General features: G+C 45.8%; 21 protein-coding genes. 16 read left to right on the top strand and 5 right to left on the bottom strand.

Features of this window, described 5'->3' with window-relative positions:
• The first annotated feature begins 9 nt into the window (after positions 1-9).
• From AC3RV5_RS21900 to AC3RV5_RS21925, 6 genes are all read left to right on the top strand, one after another.
• The gene (locus tag AC3RV5_RS21900) at positions 10-1,344 is read left to right on the top strand and encodes a magnesium transporter (protein ID WP_489729674.1); all 1,335 of its coding nucleotides are present in this window, start codon (positions 10-12) and stop codon (positions 1,342-1,344) included.
• 108 nt (positions 1,345-1,452) lie between these two features.
• Entirely contained in the window at positions 1,453-2,022 is a 570-nt protein-coding gene (locus AC3RV5_RS21905; protein ID WP_489729675.1) for a pyridoxamine 5'-phosphate oxidase family protein, read from the top strand.
• A 328-nt stretch (positions 2,023-2,350) separates the two neighbouring features.
• Positions 2,351-2,899, top strand: a complete 549-nt coding sequence (locus AC3RV5_RS21910) for an HNH endonuclease (RefSeq protein ID WP_489729676.1) — start codon at positions 2,351-2,353, stop codon at positions 2,897-2,899.
• A 155-nt stretch (positions 2,900-3,054) separates the two neighbouring features.
• A complete protein-coding gene (gene yihG / locus AC3RV5_RS21915) occupies positions 3,055-3,960 on the top strand; it encodes a 1-acylglycerol-3-phosphate O-acyltransferase, YihG family (RefSeq protein ID WP_489729677.1) in 906 nt (301 codons plus the stop codon).
• Between the two features lie 3 nt (positions 3,961-3,963).
• Positions 3,964-4,872: a 1-acylglycerol-3-phosphate O-acyltransferase, YihG family gene (gene yihG, locus AC3RV5_RS21920; protein WP_489729678.1), complete on the top strand. Its 909-nt coding sequence runs from the start codon at positions 3,964-3,966 to the stop codon at positions 4,870-4,872.
• On the top strand, positions 4,862-6,106 hold the full coding sequence (locus tag AC3RV5_RS21925; protein ID WP_489729679.1) for a mechanosensitive ion channel family protein: 1,245 nt from the start codon (positions 4,862-4,864) through the stop codon (positions 6,104-6,106). Before yihG (AC3RV5_RS21920) ends, AC3RV5_RS21925 begins: the two co-directional genes overlap by 11 nt.
• Before the next feature lie 25 nt (positions 6,107-6,131).
• On the opposite strand, the gene AC3RV5_RS21930 is transcribed toward AC3RV5_RS21925, so the two are convergent.
• Positions 6,132-6,329, bottom strand: coding sequence for a hypothetical protein (locus AC3RV5_RS21930; RefSeq protein ID WP_489729680.1), 198 nt, complete (start codon positions 6,327-6,329; stop codon positions 6,132-6,134).
• A 274-nt stretch (positions 6,330-6,603) separates the two neighbouring features.
• On the opposite strand from AC3RV5_RS21930, the gene AC3RV5_RS21935 reads away from it, so the two are divergent.
• Both AC3RV5_RS21935 and AC3RV5_RS21940 read left to right on the top strand, forming a co-directional pair.
• On the top strand, positions 6,604-7,380 hold the full coding sequence (locus tag AC3RV5_RS21935; RefSeq protein WP_489729681.1) for a YggN family protein: 777 nt from the start codon (positions 6,604-6,606) through the stop codon (positions 7,378-7,380).
• 15 nt (positions 7,381-7,395) lie between these two features.
• Positions 7,396-8,208, top strand: a complete 813-nt coding sequence (locus AC3RV5_RS21940; protein ID WP_489729682.1) for an NAD-dependent epimerase/dehydratase family protein — start codon at positions 7,396-7,398, stop codon at positions 8,206-8,208.
• A 50-nt stretch (positions 8,209-8,258) separates the two neighbouring features.
• Here AC3RV5_RS21940 and AC3RV5_RS21945 read toward each other — a convergent pair whose 3' ends face one another.
• Together AC3RV5_RS21945 and AC3RV5_RS21950 are read right to left on the bottom strand one after the other, a co-directional pair.
• Complete coding sequence (locus AC3RV5_RS21945) at positions 8,259-9,680, bottom strand: sodium-dependent transporter (protein WP_489729683.1); 1,422 nt, start codon at positions 9,678-9,680, stop codon at positions 8,259-8,261.
• Between the two features lie 146 nt (positions 9,681-9,826).
• Positions 9,827-10,570 (bottom strand): SDR family NAD(P)-dependent oxidoreductase, encoded by a 744-nt coding sequence (locus AC3RV5_RS21950; protein WP_489729684.1) that lies wholly within the window; start codon positions 10,568-10,570, stop codon positions 9,827-9,829.
• Positions 10,571-10,896: 326 nt separating this feature from the next.
• On the opposite strand from AC3RV5_RS21950, the gene msrA reads away from it, so the two are divergent.
• On the top strand, positions 10,897-11,439 hold the full coding sequence (msrA, locus tag AC3RV5_RS21955; protein WP_489729685.1) for a peptide-methionine (S)-S-oxide reductase MsrA: 543 nt from the start codon (positions 10,897-10,899) through the stop codon (positions 11,437-11,439).
• 8 nt (positions 11,440-11,447) lie between these two features.
• Here msrA and AC3RV5_RS21960 read toward each other — a convergent pair whose 3' ends face one another.
• Entirely contained in the window at positions 11,448-12,563 is a 1,116-nt protein-coding gene (locus AC3RV5_RS21960; protein ID WP_489729686.1) for an esterase-like activity of phytase family protein, read from the bottom strand.
• Between the two features lie 279 nt (positions 12,564-12,842).
• Here AC3RV5_RS21960 and fldB point away from each other — a divergent pair, with 279 nt between their 5' ends.
• The 3 genes from fldB (at position 12,843) to AC3RV5_RS21975 (ending at position 14,737) form a co-directional block, all read left to right on the top strand.
• Positions 12,843-13,391, top strand: coding sequence for a flavodoxin FldB (gene fldB / locus AC3RV5_RS21965; RefSeq protein WP_489729687.1), 549 nt, complete (start codon positions 12,843-12,845; stop codon positions 13,389-13,391).
• A gap of 2 nt (positions 13,392-13,393) precedes the next feature.
• Positions 13,394-14,200 carry a CLCA_X family protein gene (locus AC3RV5_RS21970; RefSeq protein ID WP_489729688.1) on the top strand — a complete coding sequence of 269 codons (807 nt, stop codon included), beginning with the start codon at positions 13,394-13,396 and terminating at the stop codon, positions 14,198-14,200.
• A 129-nt stretch (positions 14,201-14,329) separates the two neighbouring features.
• A complete protein-coding gene (locus AC3RV5_RS21975) occupies positions 14,330-14,737 on the top strand; it encodes an ExbD/TolR family protein (RefSeq protein ID WP_489729689.1) in 408 nt (135 codons plus the stop codon).
• Between the two features lie 93 nt (positions 14,738-14,830).
• Here the strand turns inward: AC3RV5_RS21975 and rraA are convergent, their stop codons facing one another.
• On the bottom strand, positions 14,831-15,316 hold the full coding sequence (gene rraA / locus AC3RV5_RS21980) for a ribonuclease E activity regulator RraA (RefSeq protein ID WP_489729690.1): 486 nt from the start codon (positions 15,314-15,316) through the stop codon (positions 14,831-14,833).
• 191 nt (positions 15,317-15,507) lie between these two features.
• On the opposite strand from rraA, the gene AC3RV5_RS21985 reads away from it, so the two are divergent.
• The 4 genes from AC3RV5_RS21985 (at position 15,508) to lysA (ending at position 18,631) form a co-directional block, all read left to right on the top strand.
• Positions 15,508-16,017, top strand: a complete 510-nt coding sequence (locus AC3RV5_RS21985; protein WP_489729691.1) for a phosphatase PAP2 family protein — start codon at positions 15,508-15,510, stop codon at positions 16,015-16,017.
• Between the two features lie 13 nt (positions 16,018-16,030).
• Positions 16,031-17,125, top strand: coding sequence for an MJ1255/VC2487 family glycosyltransferase (locus AC3RV5_RS21990; protein WP_489729692.1), 1,095 nt, complete (start codon positions 16,031-16,033; stop codon positions 17,123-17,125).
• A gap of 80 nt (positions 17,126-17,205) precedes the next feature.
• The gene (lptM, locus tag AC3RV5_RS21995) at positions 17,206-17,379 is read left to right on the top strand and encodes an LPS translocon maturation chaperone LptM (protein ID WP_489729693.1); all 174 of its coding nucleotides are present in this window, start codon (positions 17,206-17,208) and stop codon (positions 17,377-17,379) included.
• A gap of 1 nt (position 17,380) precedes the next feature.
• Complete coding sequence (gene lysA / locus AC3RV5_RS22000; protein ID WP_489729694.1) at positions 17,381-18,631, top strand: diaminopimelate decarboxylase; 1,251 nt, start codon at positions 17,381-17,383, stop codon at positions 18,629-18,631.
• The last annotated feature ends 100 nt before the right edge of the window (positions 18,632-18,731 follow it).

The raw sequence follows: 18,731 nt of genomic DNA on the forward strand, positions 1-18,731 counted from the left end.
GAGCCCCCTATGACAACAGATAAAACCCAGTTGTTTGCCACCTCACAACAACTTAACCGGGAATTTTTAGCCCTCTATCCCTATAAAAGTGCCCGTCACTTAGAAACCATTGAAGCAAAACATGCCGGCGAATTATTGAACTCACAGCCCCTGGACGTGGTGGTTAACTTGTGGACATTTATCCCTCCTGGTGCAGCAGAAGATATTTTCACTGAGCTGGCGCCAGATTTTGCCGCCACACTGCTCAAAGCCCTGGATAGTCATATAGCCGTGGCCCTGCTTAGTAGACTGTCGACTGCACGTCAAGAGGAAGTCATCGTTCAGTTGAGCAAAACCGATGACAAAGTCGTCTCTGAACTAATGGAATTATTGAGTTACCCCCAGGATACAGCAGCGCGCTTGATGACGACCAAGGTCAACGCCTTTTACAGCGATCTTGCCGTACATGAGGTGTTGAGAATACTCAAACAGCGCAAGGCCAAATCTGAAGATGTCATTTATGTCCTGGATAAGGAACAATACTTATTAGGCGAAGTCAGCCTCGCGTCTTTAATAGTGGCTAACGCCGAAGAAAAATTGCTTACTATTGCCAGCCCAATAAAAGCAGTAATCAGCGCACTGGACAACAAAGACAGCGTCATCGAAAAATTTGAAGGTTTTCGATGCAGCGCCATACCTGTGCTCGATAGCCACCAACAACTCATTGGCATGATCCGATTTTTTGATGTCTACCAATCTACCAAAGAAGACTTAGCCAGTGACATGCAGACCATGGTGGGGGTTAGCAAAGAAGAAAAGGCCTTATCCAGTAGCTGGTTTGCAGTAAAAAAACGTTTGCCATGGTTGCAAATTAATCTATTAACCGCCTTTGCCGCCGCCGCTGTGGTCGGCGCCTTTGAAGGCTTAATTTCTGAAATAACCGCACTGGCAATTTTGCTACCTGTGGCAGCCGGTCAATCAGGCAATGCAGGGGCGCAAGCATTAGCCGTGACTATGCGCGGATTAACCTTGCGGGAAATTACCACCCGCCACTGGCTCAAGGTGATGAAAAAGGAATTATTGGCCGGCATCTTAAACGGTTTTGCCATTGCGGTTACCTGCTCCTTGGCGGTTTATCTTTGGAGCCACTCGTTTGGTTTGGCGGTTGTGATTGCACTGTCCATGGTCTCTTCGTTAGCGATTGCCTGTACGGCTGGGGCTATAGTCCCCATAGCGTTAAAGAAATTTGGGATGGATCCCGCCCAGTCATCTTCTATAGTACTGACCACTATCACTGACATCGCCGGTTTTATGTCATTTTTAGGTATCGCCATGTTATTGTCAGACATGTTACCCAGGGGCTAGCGCCCCACCCGCGCTTCAGATTTTATGTTCAGTCGGTTTGGTCAAGCTTCGATTTTCTGTGGCCAAACAAGTCAAACAGCCCACGTTCTGCAAACTGGAGGACGGTTCATGCTCACCAATATATCTTGGCAAAAAAAACTGGCCAGTGCCTTAACACTCAACGAGGAAGTGGCCCAGAGTCGCTATTTTCAACTGGCCACTATCGACACCGATGGCACACCCTGCTGCCGGACTATGGTCTTTAGGGAGTTCGCCGAGGCAGAATCCCGGCTGGTCATGCACACGGATTTACGTAGCGATAAAGTCGGCCAACTCAATTACCACAAATTGGCAGAGATATGCTGGTACTTCCCCCAAACTCGTGAACAATTCAGGTTAAAGGGCAAGATAGAGCTGATATGTTCACCTGATCATCCTCTTGGTGCTCAGCGAACAGTCCATTGGCGGGGACTATCCGACGAGGTTCGGGCAGGCTATGCACAACCAGCCATAAGGGAAAATAAATGCACTACCAAGGTGCTAGTTAGTAACCAACACCTACCCCAAGAAGCGTTTGCCCTTTTACAACTGACTGTTGATAGAGTCGACCATTTGCAGCTGCAGCGCCTGCCCTATAAACGCTGGTTGTATCAACGAGATAATGAAAACAGCTGGCAATCATGCCCAATCCAGCCTTAATGTAGTGATTTGGCAGATGATTTATCTGGTTATCTAAAATCACTTACCTTTCAGTGATCTATAATTCTCTCGAGCGGTTCTAAAATGCTCTATTAATGCGGCTCTGGCTTAGAAGGTATAATTATTTGCCCGATCCTTCAAGCAATTATAGGTGACAGGGATAAAAAATAGGTACACAGTAGCAGATAACGATTTTGCTTGATTATTAACCTGTACCTATCTGGCCAATGGGATTATTGATCGTCGGAATTAAAGCGGCGTAAGAATAGTTAAGTGTGGCAGTTAGGTGTCCGGTGCACACCTAATAACAGCTCTAAGAGGCAGACCTATGTTAGTGTTGAGGCTCAATAAATCCGGCATGCCACAGGCGTGGATAAGTCTGGAAGAGGCTGCGAAATATTACACCCAAAACAGGGTGCTGTTCGAATTAGGTGATGCCAAACGTATTTTGCATGGTGGCTGGAATAAATGTGGCCAGCAAAGTCTACTTACTCTCTCTTCCATTATAGGGTGTGAAGGGAAAGTCGTTTATCCCTCTGGCAAAATTCACCTGAATAACCGTTTTCTGTTTCGCCGGGACAACTACTTATGTTTATATTGTGGTAAAAAATTCCGCGTCCCTCAGCTAACCCGCGATCATATTATTCCCCGCAGTAAAGGGGGCAGGAATATTTGGACCAACTGCGCCACCGCCTGCACCAGATGTAACTGCTTTAAAGCCGACCGGACCCCGGAAGAAGCGGGTTTGTCACTTATTGCCGTACCGTTTACACCTAATCTATATGAACGTTTTTATTTGATGAACCGTAGGATACTCGCAGACCAAATGGCTTTTTTAGGCAACCACTTTTCAAAAAATCGCGCCTGGATATCCTAGCCCCCCTCTTTATGTATCTCTGAGCGACCCTGACAAGGCGCTCATATGCTGCTTAAACACAATTATCCCTATCTGGCCAATACTTAGCTACAAAAACGTACTGTGTTTGGTTTACACTAGCGCGCTAAGTATGCAAAGTTCTTATTGGAGTGGGTGTGGTGGCAGTGTTGTTTCGCAATTTGGTCGGTGTAATTTCGATCATCTTATACTTTATCAATACGATATCCTGGGTTATCCCGATTGTCTTTTTATCCTTTTTTAAACTGATCCCTATCAAGCCTTGGCGCACCTTGCTGTCATACTTGCTTGACGGTTGTGCGACATCTTGGATAAGCATCAACACCCTGCTGCAGAACTTATTCACTCCTACACGCATAGACTTAACGGGAGCACAAGACCTCACTTTAAAGGATTGGTACCTGGTTATATCTAACCATCAATCTTGGGTGGATATTCTGATATTACAACGAGTATTTAACCGTAAAATCCCCTTTCTGAAATTTTTCTTAAAAAAAGAACTAATCTGGGTCCCTTTTCTAGGTATGGCCTGGTGGGCACTAGATTTTCCCTTTATGAGCCGCCATAGCAAATCTTATCTGGCAAAAAATCCGCATTTAAAAGGCAAGGATTTGCAGACCACCAAAAAAGCCTGTGAAAAATTTCGCAGTAAGCCGGTTAGCATCATGAATTTTGTGGAAGGTACGCGTTTTACCCAAGATAAACACCAAAGACAGAACTCCCCGTTTAATTACTTACTAAAACCTAAGGCTGGAGGATTGGCATTTGTTCTGGGGGCCATGGGTACCCAACTGCATAAATTATTGGATGTCACTATTCATTATCCTCAGGGTATCCCAACTTTTTGGGATTTTGTCTGTGGTAAGGTCAAATCCATCCATGTAAAGGTAAAAATTTTGTCGGTCGAGGAGTTGCTAAACAGCGATGCTTTTGCCGAGGATTATTTTGACAACCCTGCTCAACGGGTGAAATTCCAGCGTTGGCTGAACGAAATCTGGCAGGAAAAAGATGCCACCATTGAACAACTTTCGGCCGGACAATAATCCATGTTGAGCTGTTTGCCTGGTGTTATTATATTTCCACTACATCTAATTTTGCAGCTGCTTAATTTATCTTGTTGGGCCTTGCTGATCTTAATATTGGGTCTGCTCAAACTGTTAATACCTGTTGCCTCACTCACCCGCGGGATCAATACTTTGCTTAACCTTATGCTCTTTGCATTTGGGGTCCTGAGTGTACGACTCATTCGGCTATTCAATCAGGTTGAACTGGACTACCAAGTCGAAGGGGTACTACGTAAAGATGAGTGGTACTTGATGATGTGTAACCACCTTAGCTGGTTAGACATTATCTTATTAACCGATTTTGCCGCAGGGCGCATACCTGCTCCGAAATTTTTTTTAAAAAAAGAACTGATCTGGTTACCTTTTGTTGGTGTGGGAGCCTGGGTCCTGGACATGCCTTTTATGCAACGTTACAGCCGGGACTTTTTACGCAAATACCCTCACTTGCAGGGCAAAGATATTCAAACCACACGTAAGTCCTGCGAAAAATTTCGCCAGTTGCCCACAACTGTGATTAATTTTGTGGAAGGCAGTCGCTACACCAGATCCAAACATCAGCTGCGTAACAGTCAATTCGACAACCTACTCCCCCCAAAAGCCGGAGGTATTGCCTTTACGCTGGCGGCAATGGGGGAATTATTTACCAGTATCCTGGATGTGACTCTGCTCTATCCACACAATGGCGGCAGTCCCATGCTCAAGATGTTAGCCGGCAAACTGCAAAAAGTGGTTATTAGAGTCAAGGTGCTGCCAAAAAGCCAAGATATAGTGGGGGACTATTTTTATGATGATGAGTTTAAAGAAGGTTTTCAGCTGTGGTTGAATAGCCACTGGCATAATAAAGATGATTTACTGACTCAATTAATTGGAGACAAAATAAGTGACACTTAACACCCAGCTAGTGGATTGGATAATACAAGGTTACGCTTACCTGGGTATTACAGTGACAGACACCAGCCTATTGTTCAACTGCACCGCAGTGTTGGGATTATTGGTAGTCGCCTGGCTGAGTTTCCGCCTTGCCCGTTTGATACTCAAAGGCAGAATGACCAAGCTGTTTTTCGCTACCAAAAACAAACTCGACGACGAACTACAAAAACATGGGGTATTCCGGCGCTGTGGACACATCATACCCGCCGTTATGATCTATATGCTCAGCTCAGTAGTTATCAGCGATCCACTATTACTGGCATTTTTACAAAAAATTGCGCTTATCTACGTGATCATAGCGGCTGTAGCAGCCAACAGCGCATTATTAAACACGGCCGAACAGATGTATAACGCGTCTGAATTAGCCAAACGGGCACCGATAACCGGCTTTGTACAAGTGGCCAAACTATTTGTGATTATTGTCGCCTCTTTATTAATTATTGCTAACCTGTTGAATAAATCCCCCATCTTATTACTCTCTGGACTAGGTGCCATCACCGCTATCCTGCTGTTGATATTTCGTGACACTATTTTAGGTTTTGTAGCTGGGATCCAAATTGCAGCGAATCGCATGGTCAATACGGGGGACTGGATAGAGCTGCCAAAATATGGCGCGGACGGCACAGTGCTCCAGGTCGGGTTAACGACAGTAAAAGTACAAAACTGGGACAATACCATCTCCACCGTACCCACCTATAGCCTGATCACGGATCCCATGAAGAATTGGCGTGGTATGACAGAATCTGGCGGGCGGCGCATCAAAAGATCCCTGTACATTGATGTCAATAGTATCCAATTTTGCGACCGAGCGATGCTGGCTAACCTAGGCCAAATTCGATTTATCAATCAGTACATCGAACAAAAACGCGCCGAACTGGACGCCTATCACCTAGAAAAGAAAATCGATATGCAAGATTTGTTAAACAGCCGTAGACTAACCAATATAGGTACGCTTAGAGCTTATCTTGATTCCTATTTACGTCATCACCCCAAAGTCAACCAGACCATGACCTTGATGGTCAGGCAGTTGCCCCCCACCGAACTTGGCCTACCTTTGGAAATCTACTGTTTTAGCGCAGACAAAAACTGGATCAATTATGAGGGAATTCAAGCGGATATTTTCGATCATGCTTTGGCGATGTTACCCATATTTGGCTTGCGAGCTTATCAACGTGCCAGTGACAGGACGCACTAACAAAGCACTACCTAATGGCTGTGGATTAACCTACAGTCAAAGCGTAAATAAACAGACCAAATAAGGCGACCCCTGAAATGCCGAAAAAACCGTATTCGACTCGATTTTTGATGACGTCTTGCTGACTAGGCTGAGCGATAAAACCCATAATAATACTGCTGATCCCTAACACAAATGCCACCAGTGCGAATCCAAAAAGTATTGCGTCACTCCAATTACCCATATTTGTTCCTAATGTTATAACGGCTACTGAATCATACCCACAAAATTTGCCCGCAATTATATACCTAAATAAACAAAGAAATATAGACTGGTGATACCCACTAATTATTGGTGCTTTAAACGATGATATAGCGGTAAACCGATCCAGCAGAATAGACACTTATCTATAAATGTTTATTTATTAAGGATTTATTAATACTGGCTTGCTAGTTGCTTTGATTCGAACATGCCAATACACCCTATGATCTACCCTGACAGTCTATTTGGAGAACCCTATGCAAAAACTGATTTTTACTAGTCTTTTACTACTGAGCGCCACGTGCGCGGCAGCCAATCAATGTGATGTCGAATTTAATGGTCAGATTGAACTTGAACAGCACGTCTTAACCATTATTACCAAACAACAAAATAAGGTGCTGATCAATCCAAACAAGGAACTCTTTGTCAATGGACAGAAAATCAAGCTGAATGTACAGCAACAGCAGCGGGTAGCCGAGTATTACGAGGGTATTAATGCTACCGTGCCTATGGCTGCAGATATCGCTTCAGATGCATTGGTGTTAGCCAGTAGTGCAATCAATGAAACCTTCAGCAAATTACTCGGTGCCGATAGTCAGGTAGTCGCTGATGCTTCAGCACAAATCGACTCGCTGAAGAAAACCTTAGATCACAATTTTTACGCAGAGGATGGATCCATACGCCTGCATTCCAAACAGTTCGAAGACGGCGAATTTTTTGGTGAAGACTTTGAACAACAATTAGAACAGGCGATTGAAGGGATCATTACCCAATCCATTGGTCAAATTATGGTGTCCTTGGGCACAGAGATGTTGTTAAACGGCGGTGACATGGAAACATTCGAACAGCGAATGAAAACCTTCGGCGACGACATCGAGCAAAAGTTTACGCACCAAGGCGCGGCATTAGAAAAACGCGCTGATATATTTTGTGCTAGTTTGGCCAATATCGACCGTACCGAACAAAAATTACAAAACGAAATTCCACAACTGGCAGATATGGACGTGCTGCAGGTCAAAAATTTTGAGATGTAACAGACGGTAACTAAAATGAAGATAACTATTTGCGGAGGGGGCTGGCTGGGTCAACCATTGGCCAAACAGCTAATGGAAAGTGGCCATGACGTATTGGCCACTTCACGCTCCCCCCATGGCGTACAGGTTTTGCTGGGTAACGAGATCCCGGCCGTTGCATATACACTTGGGGAGGCAGTGCCGAAGAAATTGGATTGTGACTTGTTAGTAGTCAATATTCCCCCCGGAAGCAAGGGAATGGATCACAAGGATCACAGGACATCCACCTTTGTAGCCCAGGTTTGCAGCCTGCTTAACCAGCTCTGTATTCAGTCAAACAGCAAACTCATATTTATTAGCACCACTGCCGTATATGGCGTCGCCCATGGACGAGTAACCGAACAAATGCCCGTGGCCCCCCAAACCGCATCCGCCAAGGCCCACGTGCAAATCGAACAGTTTATCATTGGCCACATCGGATCCGATGCCTGCATTTTACGCCTCGCTGGCTTAATAGGTGAACGGCGTCATCCCGTCACTTATCTGGCGGGTAAAAAAGATCTACAAAATGGTCAGCAGCTAGTCAACTTAGTACACCAAGCCGATGTTATTGCGGCCATAAGGCAAATTATTGCAAAACAACTGTGGGGGGAGATATTCCACTTGTGTGCCACTGACCATCCCAGCCGCCAAGCTTATTATAGCTGGGCAGCCAAGCAATTGGGGTTAATCCCTCCAGAGTTCATTCAAGGGCAGAATAATGGTCTGGGCAAGATACTGGACGCTACTGGCAGCTTGGATAAACTGGCCATGACACTCAGCTACCCTAGTCCATACGATATGTTGTAATCTAGCCCAAACTGACGCCCAGCGTAAGCCTGCTGGGCTTACACCGCAAATTATCCGATCAGCGCACTACCAAAATATTTAAGGGCGATGGTGTTGATAAATATCAGCAACAAAATCACCGGAATAAAGGTGCCCACGGAAAAGTTTACATATTTTTCGAACCAGCTTTTTGCAAACTGTGGCGCGCCTTTGTCCAGTTCTGCGTTAAAGTTGGCCTTTTTCCAGCGGTAGATCACAAAGATACAAATCAGTAATCCGTTGAAGGGCAAAATCGTGTCATAAAACACGTCTATGATGACATCGAACACCGATTTACTTTGTCCCGCGTAGCTGACAAAGTCAGTAAAAAATCCTACCAGACCAAAAGAGGTCGCAGCGAAAATCGACATTACTACCAACAGCAAACCTAACACCCCCAGAGAAGCCTTACGGCTGAGTTTCTTCTCTTCCATCAAGGCTGCTACCGGCACTTCAAAAATAGAAACCAGTGAGGTAATAGCGGCAAAAAATACCAGCAAGAAAAACAGGCTCGCTACCACGCTCGCCCCCACAAAACCTATATTGACTTGCAGAGCCAGAAAGATTTTTGGCAAGAAAGTAAAGATCATGCCCACTGAGGAGTCACTCAAATCTGCGGTATTGGTATTGGGGTTAAAAGAAAACACAGCAGGTAAAATCAGCAAGCCGGCAATAAAGGCCACGGCTGTATCCACTAATGCCACCAGCTTGGCCGAGCCGGGCACATCGCTGGCATCATCCAGGTAGGAGCCATACGTGATCATGATACCCATCCCCAGTGACAGGGAGAAAAACGCCTGGGACAGGGCAGCACTGACCACGGTTGCATCAATTTTTCCAAAATCCGGGATCAGATAATATTTTACCCCTTCTATGGCGTTATCCAGCGTCAATACAAAGACCACCAGGCCGATTAACATGATGAATAAGGCTGGCATCATTAATTTTGCGGCTTTTTCAATGCCTTGTTTTACACCTCCTTGGAGGATCAAATACACCACCAGCAACACTGCAAGCATATAATAAAATAGATCGTAACCATTGATGAAAGTGCCAAACGTACCCGGGGCTGCCAATACATCTAAATTACCCATTATACACTGCACCAGATAACCAAAGATCCACACGGTCAGCACCAGATAAAATACTGCGATCATAAAGGGTGTGATAATCGATAACCAACCGGCCAGCTTCCAGTGCCGTTCGCCCCCCGTCAGATTGTTATATGCCCCAAGCGGGTCTTTGCGGCTGTGACGCCCCACCGACATTTCGGCCAACATGACCGGCAGGCACACAAATGCCACAAAAATAGCGTACATCAGCAGGAACGCCCCACCACCGTTTTTGGTGGCCGCAACGGGAAACCCAACCATATTGCCAATACCCACAGCAGAACCGGCTGCTGCCAGAATAAAACCTAATCGAGATCCGAACTGTTCGCGAGGCGCACCCATAGTGTCATCCTTTATTATTTTTATAATTAGCAGCGGATGTTAACAGCAGATAAATCAAAAGTCTTCGCACAAATGCGGGTACCGCGTACTGAACACGCAGGAAGCAAAAATGCCTAAAATATTTACAGGATGTAACATCGACTGCTCTACCAGGGAATGGACTTACCATCCCAGTCTATGTAATGCGGTCCATCATGGGCATGTAACTGGACTAACTGACTGAGCAAGCGATTGACAGTAAAATGAGCCGTAAACAATTTATCTCTTTGTACATTGGCTTGAAACGGCTTTGACAGATCGGTATCAACGGTTCCGGGGTGATAACAAATCAAGGCCAGATTATTGACCCGACGTAGATATTCAATCTGGGCCGTTTTTATCAGCATATTGAGCGCCGCTTTACTGGCGCGATAACCATACCAGCCTCCAAGGTGGTTGTCGGTAATACTGCCTACCCTGGCACTAAAAAAAACCATCTTGGCAGGCCGATCTCTTGACACTAAAGGCTCAATATATTTCAGCCAAATGGCCGGTAATATCGTATTGGTAAAAAAATAGCCGCTGAGTCTGCCCATGGACAAATCTTCCAGACGTTTTTCTGGCTTGAGGGTGACGCCTTTTACGGTAGAACCCTGGAGTACTCCAATACAACAAATTATCAAGCTAAAACGTTCCGGCTGCTGAGTTAGCGCCTGGCAATACTCAGCCACTTTTTGTTCGTTGCTATAATCAATTTTTGAATACTCAACCCCCACTACCGGGCTGGTTGGCAAGGTTCTGGAAACAGCGTGCACAGTGGCAAAGTCGTCACTGTAACTCAGCTGACGTACCAGCTCACGGCCTATCCCCCCATTGGCGCCGATTACTAAGGCATCCAGTTTATTTGTCATCTTACATTGCCCTCTCCTGCTATATTTAGCTAAATCTGTTGTTGGTTAACAGATACCAAGAATTCTAAGCCGACTAATTCATACCTCTCTTACCAATGACGGACTCTGAGGCCAATAAATATGCCTGGTGCAACTATCAAAGCTCAGGTTTCGAGTATCGAGACGAGGCTTACAGATGCGGTTTTCACCGACTAGTGCTCTATAAATTATATTACGCAGTTTTCGAATAATCAGATTAGTAGGAAAAAAAATTTAATAATCTTTAACCTTGAACATTTCTAGTGGCGTAACCACATCATGTTTTTAGGCTATTACTGGAGTAACACATGGCAAACATTCAACAGGCTACCGTGGCTGGCGGCTGTTTCTGGTGCCTTGAATCAGCGTTTAACACAGTCGAGGGTATTGAAATAGCATTGTGCGGCTACGCGGGTGGTGAAACACAACATCCAACCTATGAGCAAGTTTGTAGCGGTACCACCGGCCATGCCGAGGTGGTTAGAGTCAATTTTGATGGGGATAAGATAAGTTACCGGGAGGTCCTGGAAATATTTTTTGCTCTGCATAACCCAACCCAGTTAAATCGTCAGGGCAATGATGTAGGCAGCCAATATAGAAGTGCTATTTTTTACCATAACAAGGAACAAAAACAGCTGGCTGAACAGATTGTGCAGGAAATCAGTGATGAGCAGATTTGGCCCGGCCCCGTGGTCACCCAAATCAATGACTTGTCCAATTACTCAAACGCAGAAGATCATCACCAGGACTACTTTGCCAATAATCCGCAAAATCAGTACTGCAATATGGTGGTTGCACCCAAACTGGCCAAATTTAAGAAAACCTTTGCCAGTCGGTTGAAGGTAACTTGACCTTTTAGTTATTCAAACCAATTAGCCTCAATAGGTAAGCTGAACAGTAACGGGGCCATCATGAGGTAATTGGCTCTGTTTTGTTCGCACTGCACGTTTTGCATATAGATCTGTTTCCAGGGATCGTTGATCAGCCACAGAGTCTGGTTCATTACAGCCACGCCTTCAATGGAAGCATTGTCCATCAACTCCCACTCGGGACAGCCGTGTCCGGGGGGCACCGGTGCCTGAAACGACAGATTTACGATGCGTGTGTCCTTGATGCCGGAAAGATCAATAATCCACAGTGTTTCGTCATTTCGGGCAGCAGCCAGCAGGTAACCTTTTCCGCCGTCGGAATAATACCCCAGGCCATTAATTGGGTGATTGCCTTGATTAAACTTGGGCAATTTCACCTTGGTATCCCTTAGCGCAACAAATTCCTCTGTCTGCCAAAAATTGTCGGTAATCTTGGCGGAGAAAATACGCGCACTACCTTTACTATCTTTCTCTAACGCCAAATACAGGGTGCGATCTGTGCCAATAGCCAGTCCTTCGATACCATCATTAGGAAAATTACCTATCTTGAACGATGGTGCAAATTGGACTGGCCGTACATGACTCATCAATACCTTACCATCATCCTGTACTTGCAGCCTGACTAACAGGGCAGGAAATTCGGTGGATCCGGAACTGGCGTACTTCTGGTGACAGCTGTCACTTAGCGGACCTTGACTGCTGGCGTCCTCGGTGATGGTGAAAAACACTCCGACCTCCTGAGGATCGGCCACTAAAGCTTCCAGGTCTGGATTGTTTCCCAAATAGTCACCAAAACAACCGGACGTGAGGTGTTCAGCCAAGATCATGGGCATATCTTTCGGGCTGAGTTTGGCGCTCTCAGCCTCAATAGCTCGCAAACGCAATCGTTGCGACGGGTGGCCGCTGTGGTCGCTCAGGGTAATCAGTTGACCATTCCAAAGGGTTAGCCCAGACGTCTGCGGATCGAGCATCACCTGCCCATTGGGTTCGATTATCCAATGTCCCTGTAGTGTGACTCCATCTAGCTCAGGCGATGGATCACTACGGTTACTACAAGCCATCAAACTACCCAACACCAGAGCCAGAATACACATCTTAATTTTCATATATTTTCTAATCCAGACCCCAAATAATTGAATTTAGCTTCACCAACAAAGGTTTAATGATACTCGTGGATTATGACAATCACTATCATATAAACGCCAAAACCGTAAACGTTCGTGCATTCCAGTCTTATCTGGTTAGAGGGGCTGATCGCCAGCATTACTTACTACCCGGCCAAACCCTGTGAGAAATAAAGACAGCAGTTTGTCATTGTCGCTAGACCCCACTGCGGCAAACAGCGACAATATTGCCTACGCTTTAATAAACCGATAAAGGTAAACATGTCTGAGTTGTCTTTTAAAATTGGCCTGTTCTACGGTTCCACTACTTGTTATACCGAAATGGCAGCGGAGAAAATTCAGGCTGCGCTCAATCACCTTTTTGCCGCTGAAGTGGTGCAGTTGTTTAACATCAAAGACGTCTCTTTGCACCAGGCTGAGCAGTTTGATGTGCTCATTTTTGGTATTTCCACCTGGGATTTTGGTGAGCTCCAGGAAGACTGGGAATCTTGCTGGCAAGATATCAGGGGGCTAAATTTACAGGGTAAAACCGTGGCTCTGTTTGGCCTGGGCGACCAACTTGGCTACACCGACTGGTTTCAGGACGCCCTGGGTATGTTACATGATGAAATAATGTTATTAGGATGCCAAATCATCGGATACTGGCCCAATCACGGCTACGATTTTGCACAGTCCAAAGGCCTAACCGCCGATCAAAGCCACTTTGTCGGACTATCGCTAGATGATGAGAACCAGTATGGCGAAACTGAGCAACGTATTACCACTTGGACCGAGCAGTTATTACTCGAACTCGATAACGTAACGGATTGAACATGTCTCAAACCCCAAATTCGAGATTACATCGTCCCTATTACCGCAACGGACCCGAACATAGAGGCGGCGCCGATGTCAGCTTCCGGGACATCGTTAAAATTTTTGGTTTCCCCAGCGCAGACATAGGCAAATGGGTAACGGGCGAGGAGCAACAAATAGCCGCCAATCTGTTTTTCGACGCTTTGTGTGATCTGATGGACATATTGCAGGTGCCGGAATCGGTGATTTCTCTCAATGGTACTTTATCATTGGCCTTTGGCACTGGAGGCCGCAAACATAGCTGTGCCCATTATGAATCCAGTCGTAAACGCCTGGCACTAGCGAAAAACGCCGGCGGCGGGGCCTTGGCTCACGAATGGTTTCATGCCTTCGACCACTATATCTGTGACAAGCTATTTTGTGATACCCAGCCAGGGGATTTTGCGTCCCAATTATGGCTAGACGATTACGAAATGCTGCCACATCGATTAAATAACAAACTTAATACCTGTTTCGAAACTATTTTTCTTGAGAAAGATAATGCCACCGCCCATACCTATGTTCTGACCAGCGCCCAGGTAGATAAAAGCCTGAAAGTTTATTACTACGCACGCCCTGAAGAGCTTGCTGCCCGTGCCTTTGAAGCGATCATTGAAGATCAGGATATACACAACGCCTTCCTCGTCCAAGGCAGCATAAAAAGTCCCGAAGTTATGCTCGGGATCTATCCTAAACAAGGACACAGGCAAATATTGGGACAGAACTTTCTGGATTATTTTCGCCATTTGGGGCAGGCTATATGCTCGAGTCACTTAAAAGATATTTAGGTATAAATGTGAAAAGCCGCACTTTTCATTAACACTATTATTAAAATTTAGTTAATTAGTGGATGCTCTTAAGTAAAACTGCCTTTATACTAGGCGAATTCGTTATCAACAATTTGGCGACAGATACAAATGAAAAGAAAAAAACACGGTTCCGCAGATGATGAAGCAGCAATAGATATGACTCCCATGTTGGACATAGTGTTCATCATGTTAATTTTCTTCATTGTTACGACCTCTTTTGTGAAAGAAAAAGGGTTGGATGTTTTACGTCCTAAAGACACAAACACCCCACCGCCCAAGACTAATGTAAAGTCATTAGCGATACGTGTGGATCAGGACGGCACTATCATAATGAATAACCGTGAAGTGGACATGCGCCGCATTGTGGCTAATATTCAGAGTTTCCTGGCAGAAAACAATACTGATACCGCAGCGGTACAGGCTGATCCAAAAGCCAAACATGGTGTAGTCACCGAAGTGATTAACCAGGTTAAAGAAGCGGGTATAGATAAAGTTTCGGTACTGGTATCTAAATAACTCCGTACGTCTTTAACTAAGACTCAATCAAAAACGCCATCATTTGATGGCGTTTTTTTGTAGGCGTCTAGATAAAAATGAAGAGCAAAGCCGTTATTCAAGGTCCAATGGCTCAGGGGACAGAATGACGCCGGTACTATCGGCATAGATATGATCACCAGGCAGGAAAGTCACGCCACCAAAATTCACGGCCACGTCTATTTCCCCTACTTCTTGATCGTCCGCGCTAACCGGGATAGAGGCAATGGCGTGGATACCGATATTAATTTCTTCTAAATCGTCCACTTCCCGCACACTGCCGTAACAGACAATGCCTTCCCAGCCATTGTCCATGGCAATTTGCGCGGCATTAGAATCGATTAACGCCCGGCGCATTGAGCCGCCCCCGTCAATTAACAGGACCTTCCCCAAACCCGGTTGCTCTAGGGCTTGTAACACCAGCCCCTTATCTTCGAAACACTTAATCGTGGCGATTTCCCCCCCGTAAGAAGGGCGCCCTCCAAAACTTACGAACATAGGTTCGACAACATCAACGCTATCGGCAAAAAGATCGCACAAAGCAGAAGTATTATAATCCATAACATATCCCCGTAATTAGCTTCACTCCCAGTATACTGTTAGGCGATGGCAATGCCACTAATAATCTGTACTCAGAGAAGCCGCTCCTTAGGAGAGATAAAATGCCGTTTCACATACTGTTCTTTAATATGTCACCTAAGTTTCATATACCCAGCCTAACCTAGCGCTATCCGGTTACTTGGAGATGGGTATTGAAAACGCTGACGCAAACAGATACACAATTGTTCCATTGGCTATTTAGCCTCACCGCTAAACGTGATTGCCGCTGGATAATCTGGCTATCAAGAACAGGAGACGGCCATCTATATTTGTTGCTTGGTTTGTACCTGTGGTTATTTGAAAGCCAACACGGCGCGTTGTTTTTATATTCTGCCTTGCTGGCCTATAGTCTGGAGTTGCCGCTTTACCTGGTGCTCAAAAAATTTCTCAAGCGCCAGCGCCCCTGCAACCTGTTTCACAACTTCCATGCCCATATTTGGCCATCAGATAAGTTTAGCCTGCCCTCTGGACACACTGCTGCCGCCTTTTTAATGGCCTCTTTGATTTCTACCTTCTATCCTTCAATGCTGTTACTGGTGTACACCTGGGCCAGCATAATAGGGCTCTCCCGGGTATTATTAGGGGTGCATTATCCAAGTGACATCATTGCCGGTGCGGCGCTGGGCCTGAGCATGTCTTATTTCAGCCTGGCGTTACTGTGAAGAGTATTGACTGGTGAAAATTCTATACGGTGTACAAGGCACAGGTAATGGTCACACAACCCGTGCCAGAGTGATGGCCAAGGCCTTTGCTCAACGCTCAGACGTGCAAGTGGATTATGTTTTTTCAGGGCGAGATAAAGAACAATATTTCGACATGCAAGTATTCGGCAATTACCAATCCTACCGCGGTCTGAGTTTTAAAACCCGTGGTGGAAGAATCAGTAAGTACGCTAGCTGTAAGGCCGCCAATTTCAGTGAGTTGGTGCGTGACATCAAGAGTTTGCCCACCTGTGATTATGATCTGGTTATTAACGATTTTGAGCCGGTCAGTGCCTGGGCGGCAAGACTGAGTAAAACCCCCTCTATTTCCATCAGTCACCAAGCCGCATTTATGCACCCCATACCCAAACATACCCGCTCACTATTTGATCGTGCTATCACCCAATATTTCGCTCCCACCGATGTGCAGCTGGGTGTGCACTGGTATCACTTTGGTCATGCGATCATGCCGCCCTTTATCGACGCACAGGACCTGGGTAGCGCACCCAGCAGCCAATATCTTGTATACTTGCCCTTTGAAGACCTAGAAGAAATCGAAGCCTTGTTAGACCCCTTAGCCGAATTCGATTTCATATGTTTTCATCCTGATGTGATCACTTCACGTGTGGCTGGCCACATTACCTGGTGTCGCCCGGCAAAAGATACCTTTGCACAAATACTGCAAAACTGTTCAGGGGTTATCGCTAATGCCGGTTTTGAACTGGCCAGCGAGTGTCTGCATTTTGGTAAAAAATTGTTGATAAAACCCCTGGCCGGTCAATTTGAGCAACTTTCCAATGCCCGGACCTTGGTTCAGTTGGGGCTTTGTTGCAGCATGCCAGAGTTAGACTCAGAAATTCTCGAAGACTGGCTGACCATGGCGGCTAACAAACCGATCAGGTATCCGCACAATCCCCATATCCTTATCGACTGGCTTATTGCCAGAGACTGGCAGGCGGTAGATAAACTCTGTGACCAGTTATGGCAAAATGTGTATTTTCCTCCCTCTGTGGTGACTCAGCTAGAAAAACTTGCCGTTTCACAGCGCAGCTCTGGATATAAATTATAACGTTTAGGCCACGCCTAATACTTTGCATTTCAGGCAGGTAATGACATCATACAACGCTAATCTGTATGTTGAGAACTGTGATGCGTCGCACCAATAGAAATGCTATTATTTTATGCGGGTTATTAACCGTATTTTGTCTGCCAGGCTGTGGCCAGAAAAAACCTCTATTTTTACCCCCAAACGTTGAAAGCAACCAACCTGCCATGCCTAGCGAATCGCGTCAGCCAACAGCAGTCCAAAAAGGGCAATACTAATATGGATTATTTCGGCTATAAAGATAAGCAACTCTGGGCAGAAGAAGTGTTATTGGCCGATATCGCCAAGCAACACGGCACCCCATGTTATGTGTATTCCCGAGCAACGATAGAGCGTCATTGGCATGCCTTTGACCAGGCCGCTGGGACTCACCCCCATCTGATTTGTTATGCCGTCAAAGCCAACGCTAACCTTGGCGTGTTAAGCATATTGGCCAAGCTAGGCTCAGGTTTTGACATTGTCTCTGGAGGGGAACTAAGACGGGTATTAAAAGCCGGTGGCGACCCAACCAAAGTAGTATTTTCCGGCGTGGGTAAAACGGCAGAAGAAATCGCCTTGGCCCTGGCGCACGATATTAAGTGTTTCAATGTCGAGTCTCCCGCAGAGCTGGAACGCATTAGTCAGGTAGCCGTGAGCCAAAACAAGGTTGCCCCTATTTCTATCCGGGTCAATCCTGATGTCGACGCCAAAACTCACCCTTACATATCAACAGGTCTTAAAGCCAATAAATTTGGTATCGAACGCGAGCAAGCTGTTGCTGTCTACCGTCATGCCGCCTCATTACCAAATCTGGCTATCAAGGGTATTGACTGTCATATCGGCTCTCAGTTAACAGAAGTAGCCCCTTTTGTTGATGCATTGGATAAGTTATTGGTATTGATTGATGAATTAGCCTTGGCAGGGATCCACTTATCTCATCTGGATGTAGGTGGCGGTCTGGGAGTTACCTATAAAGACGAAACCCCACCCCATCCCATTCAGTACACCCAGGCTATCGCTCAGCGCATGCAAGATCGTAGCGACCTCATGTTAATTTTTGAACCGGGTAGAGCGATCATGGCCAACGCAGGCGTGTTACTCACCAAAGTCGAGTTTCTCAAGCAGGGAGCAGAAAAAAACTTTGCCATAGTCGACGCAGCCATGAATGACTTGATACGCCCCGCCTTGTATTCGGCCTGGCAGAATATCATTCCACTGGATATTGGCTTGACCCGCCAACCAGCGGTCTATGATGTGGTTGGGCCCATCTGCGAAACCGGTGATTTTATTGGCAAGTCTCGGGAATTAGCCATAGCAGCCGGTGATTTATTGGCGGTACGAAGCGCCGGAGCATACGGTTTTGCCATGGCCTCGAACTATAATAGCCGCTGTAAAGCCCCAGAAATCATGGTTGACGGTAAACAAAATATAGTGGTGCGTCAGCGTGAAAAATTTGAGGACCTGTGGCGGGGTGAATCCACACTGACTTAAAATCAAGCTGTCAAGATAGCCCACTTTTTATGTTAATTTCTGTAGGCTTTATCAAAGACATGGTCAGTTATGCTACGAAATGTTATAACCTTAATAATAA

It is taken from the genome of Paraglaciecola sp. IT1134, assembly GCF_058068185.1.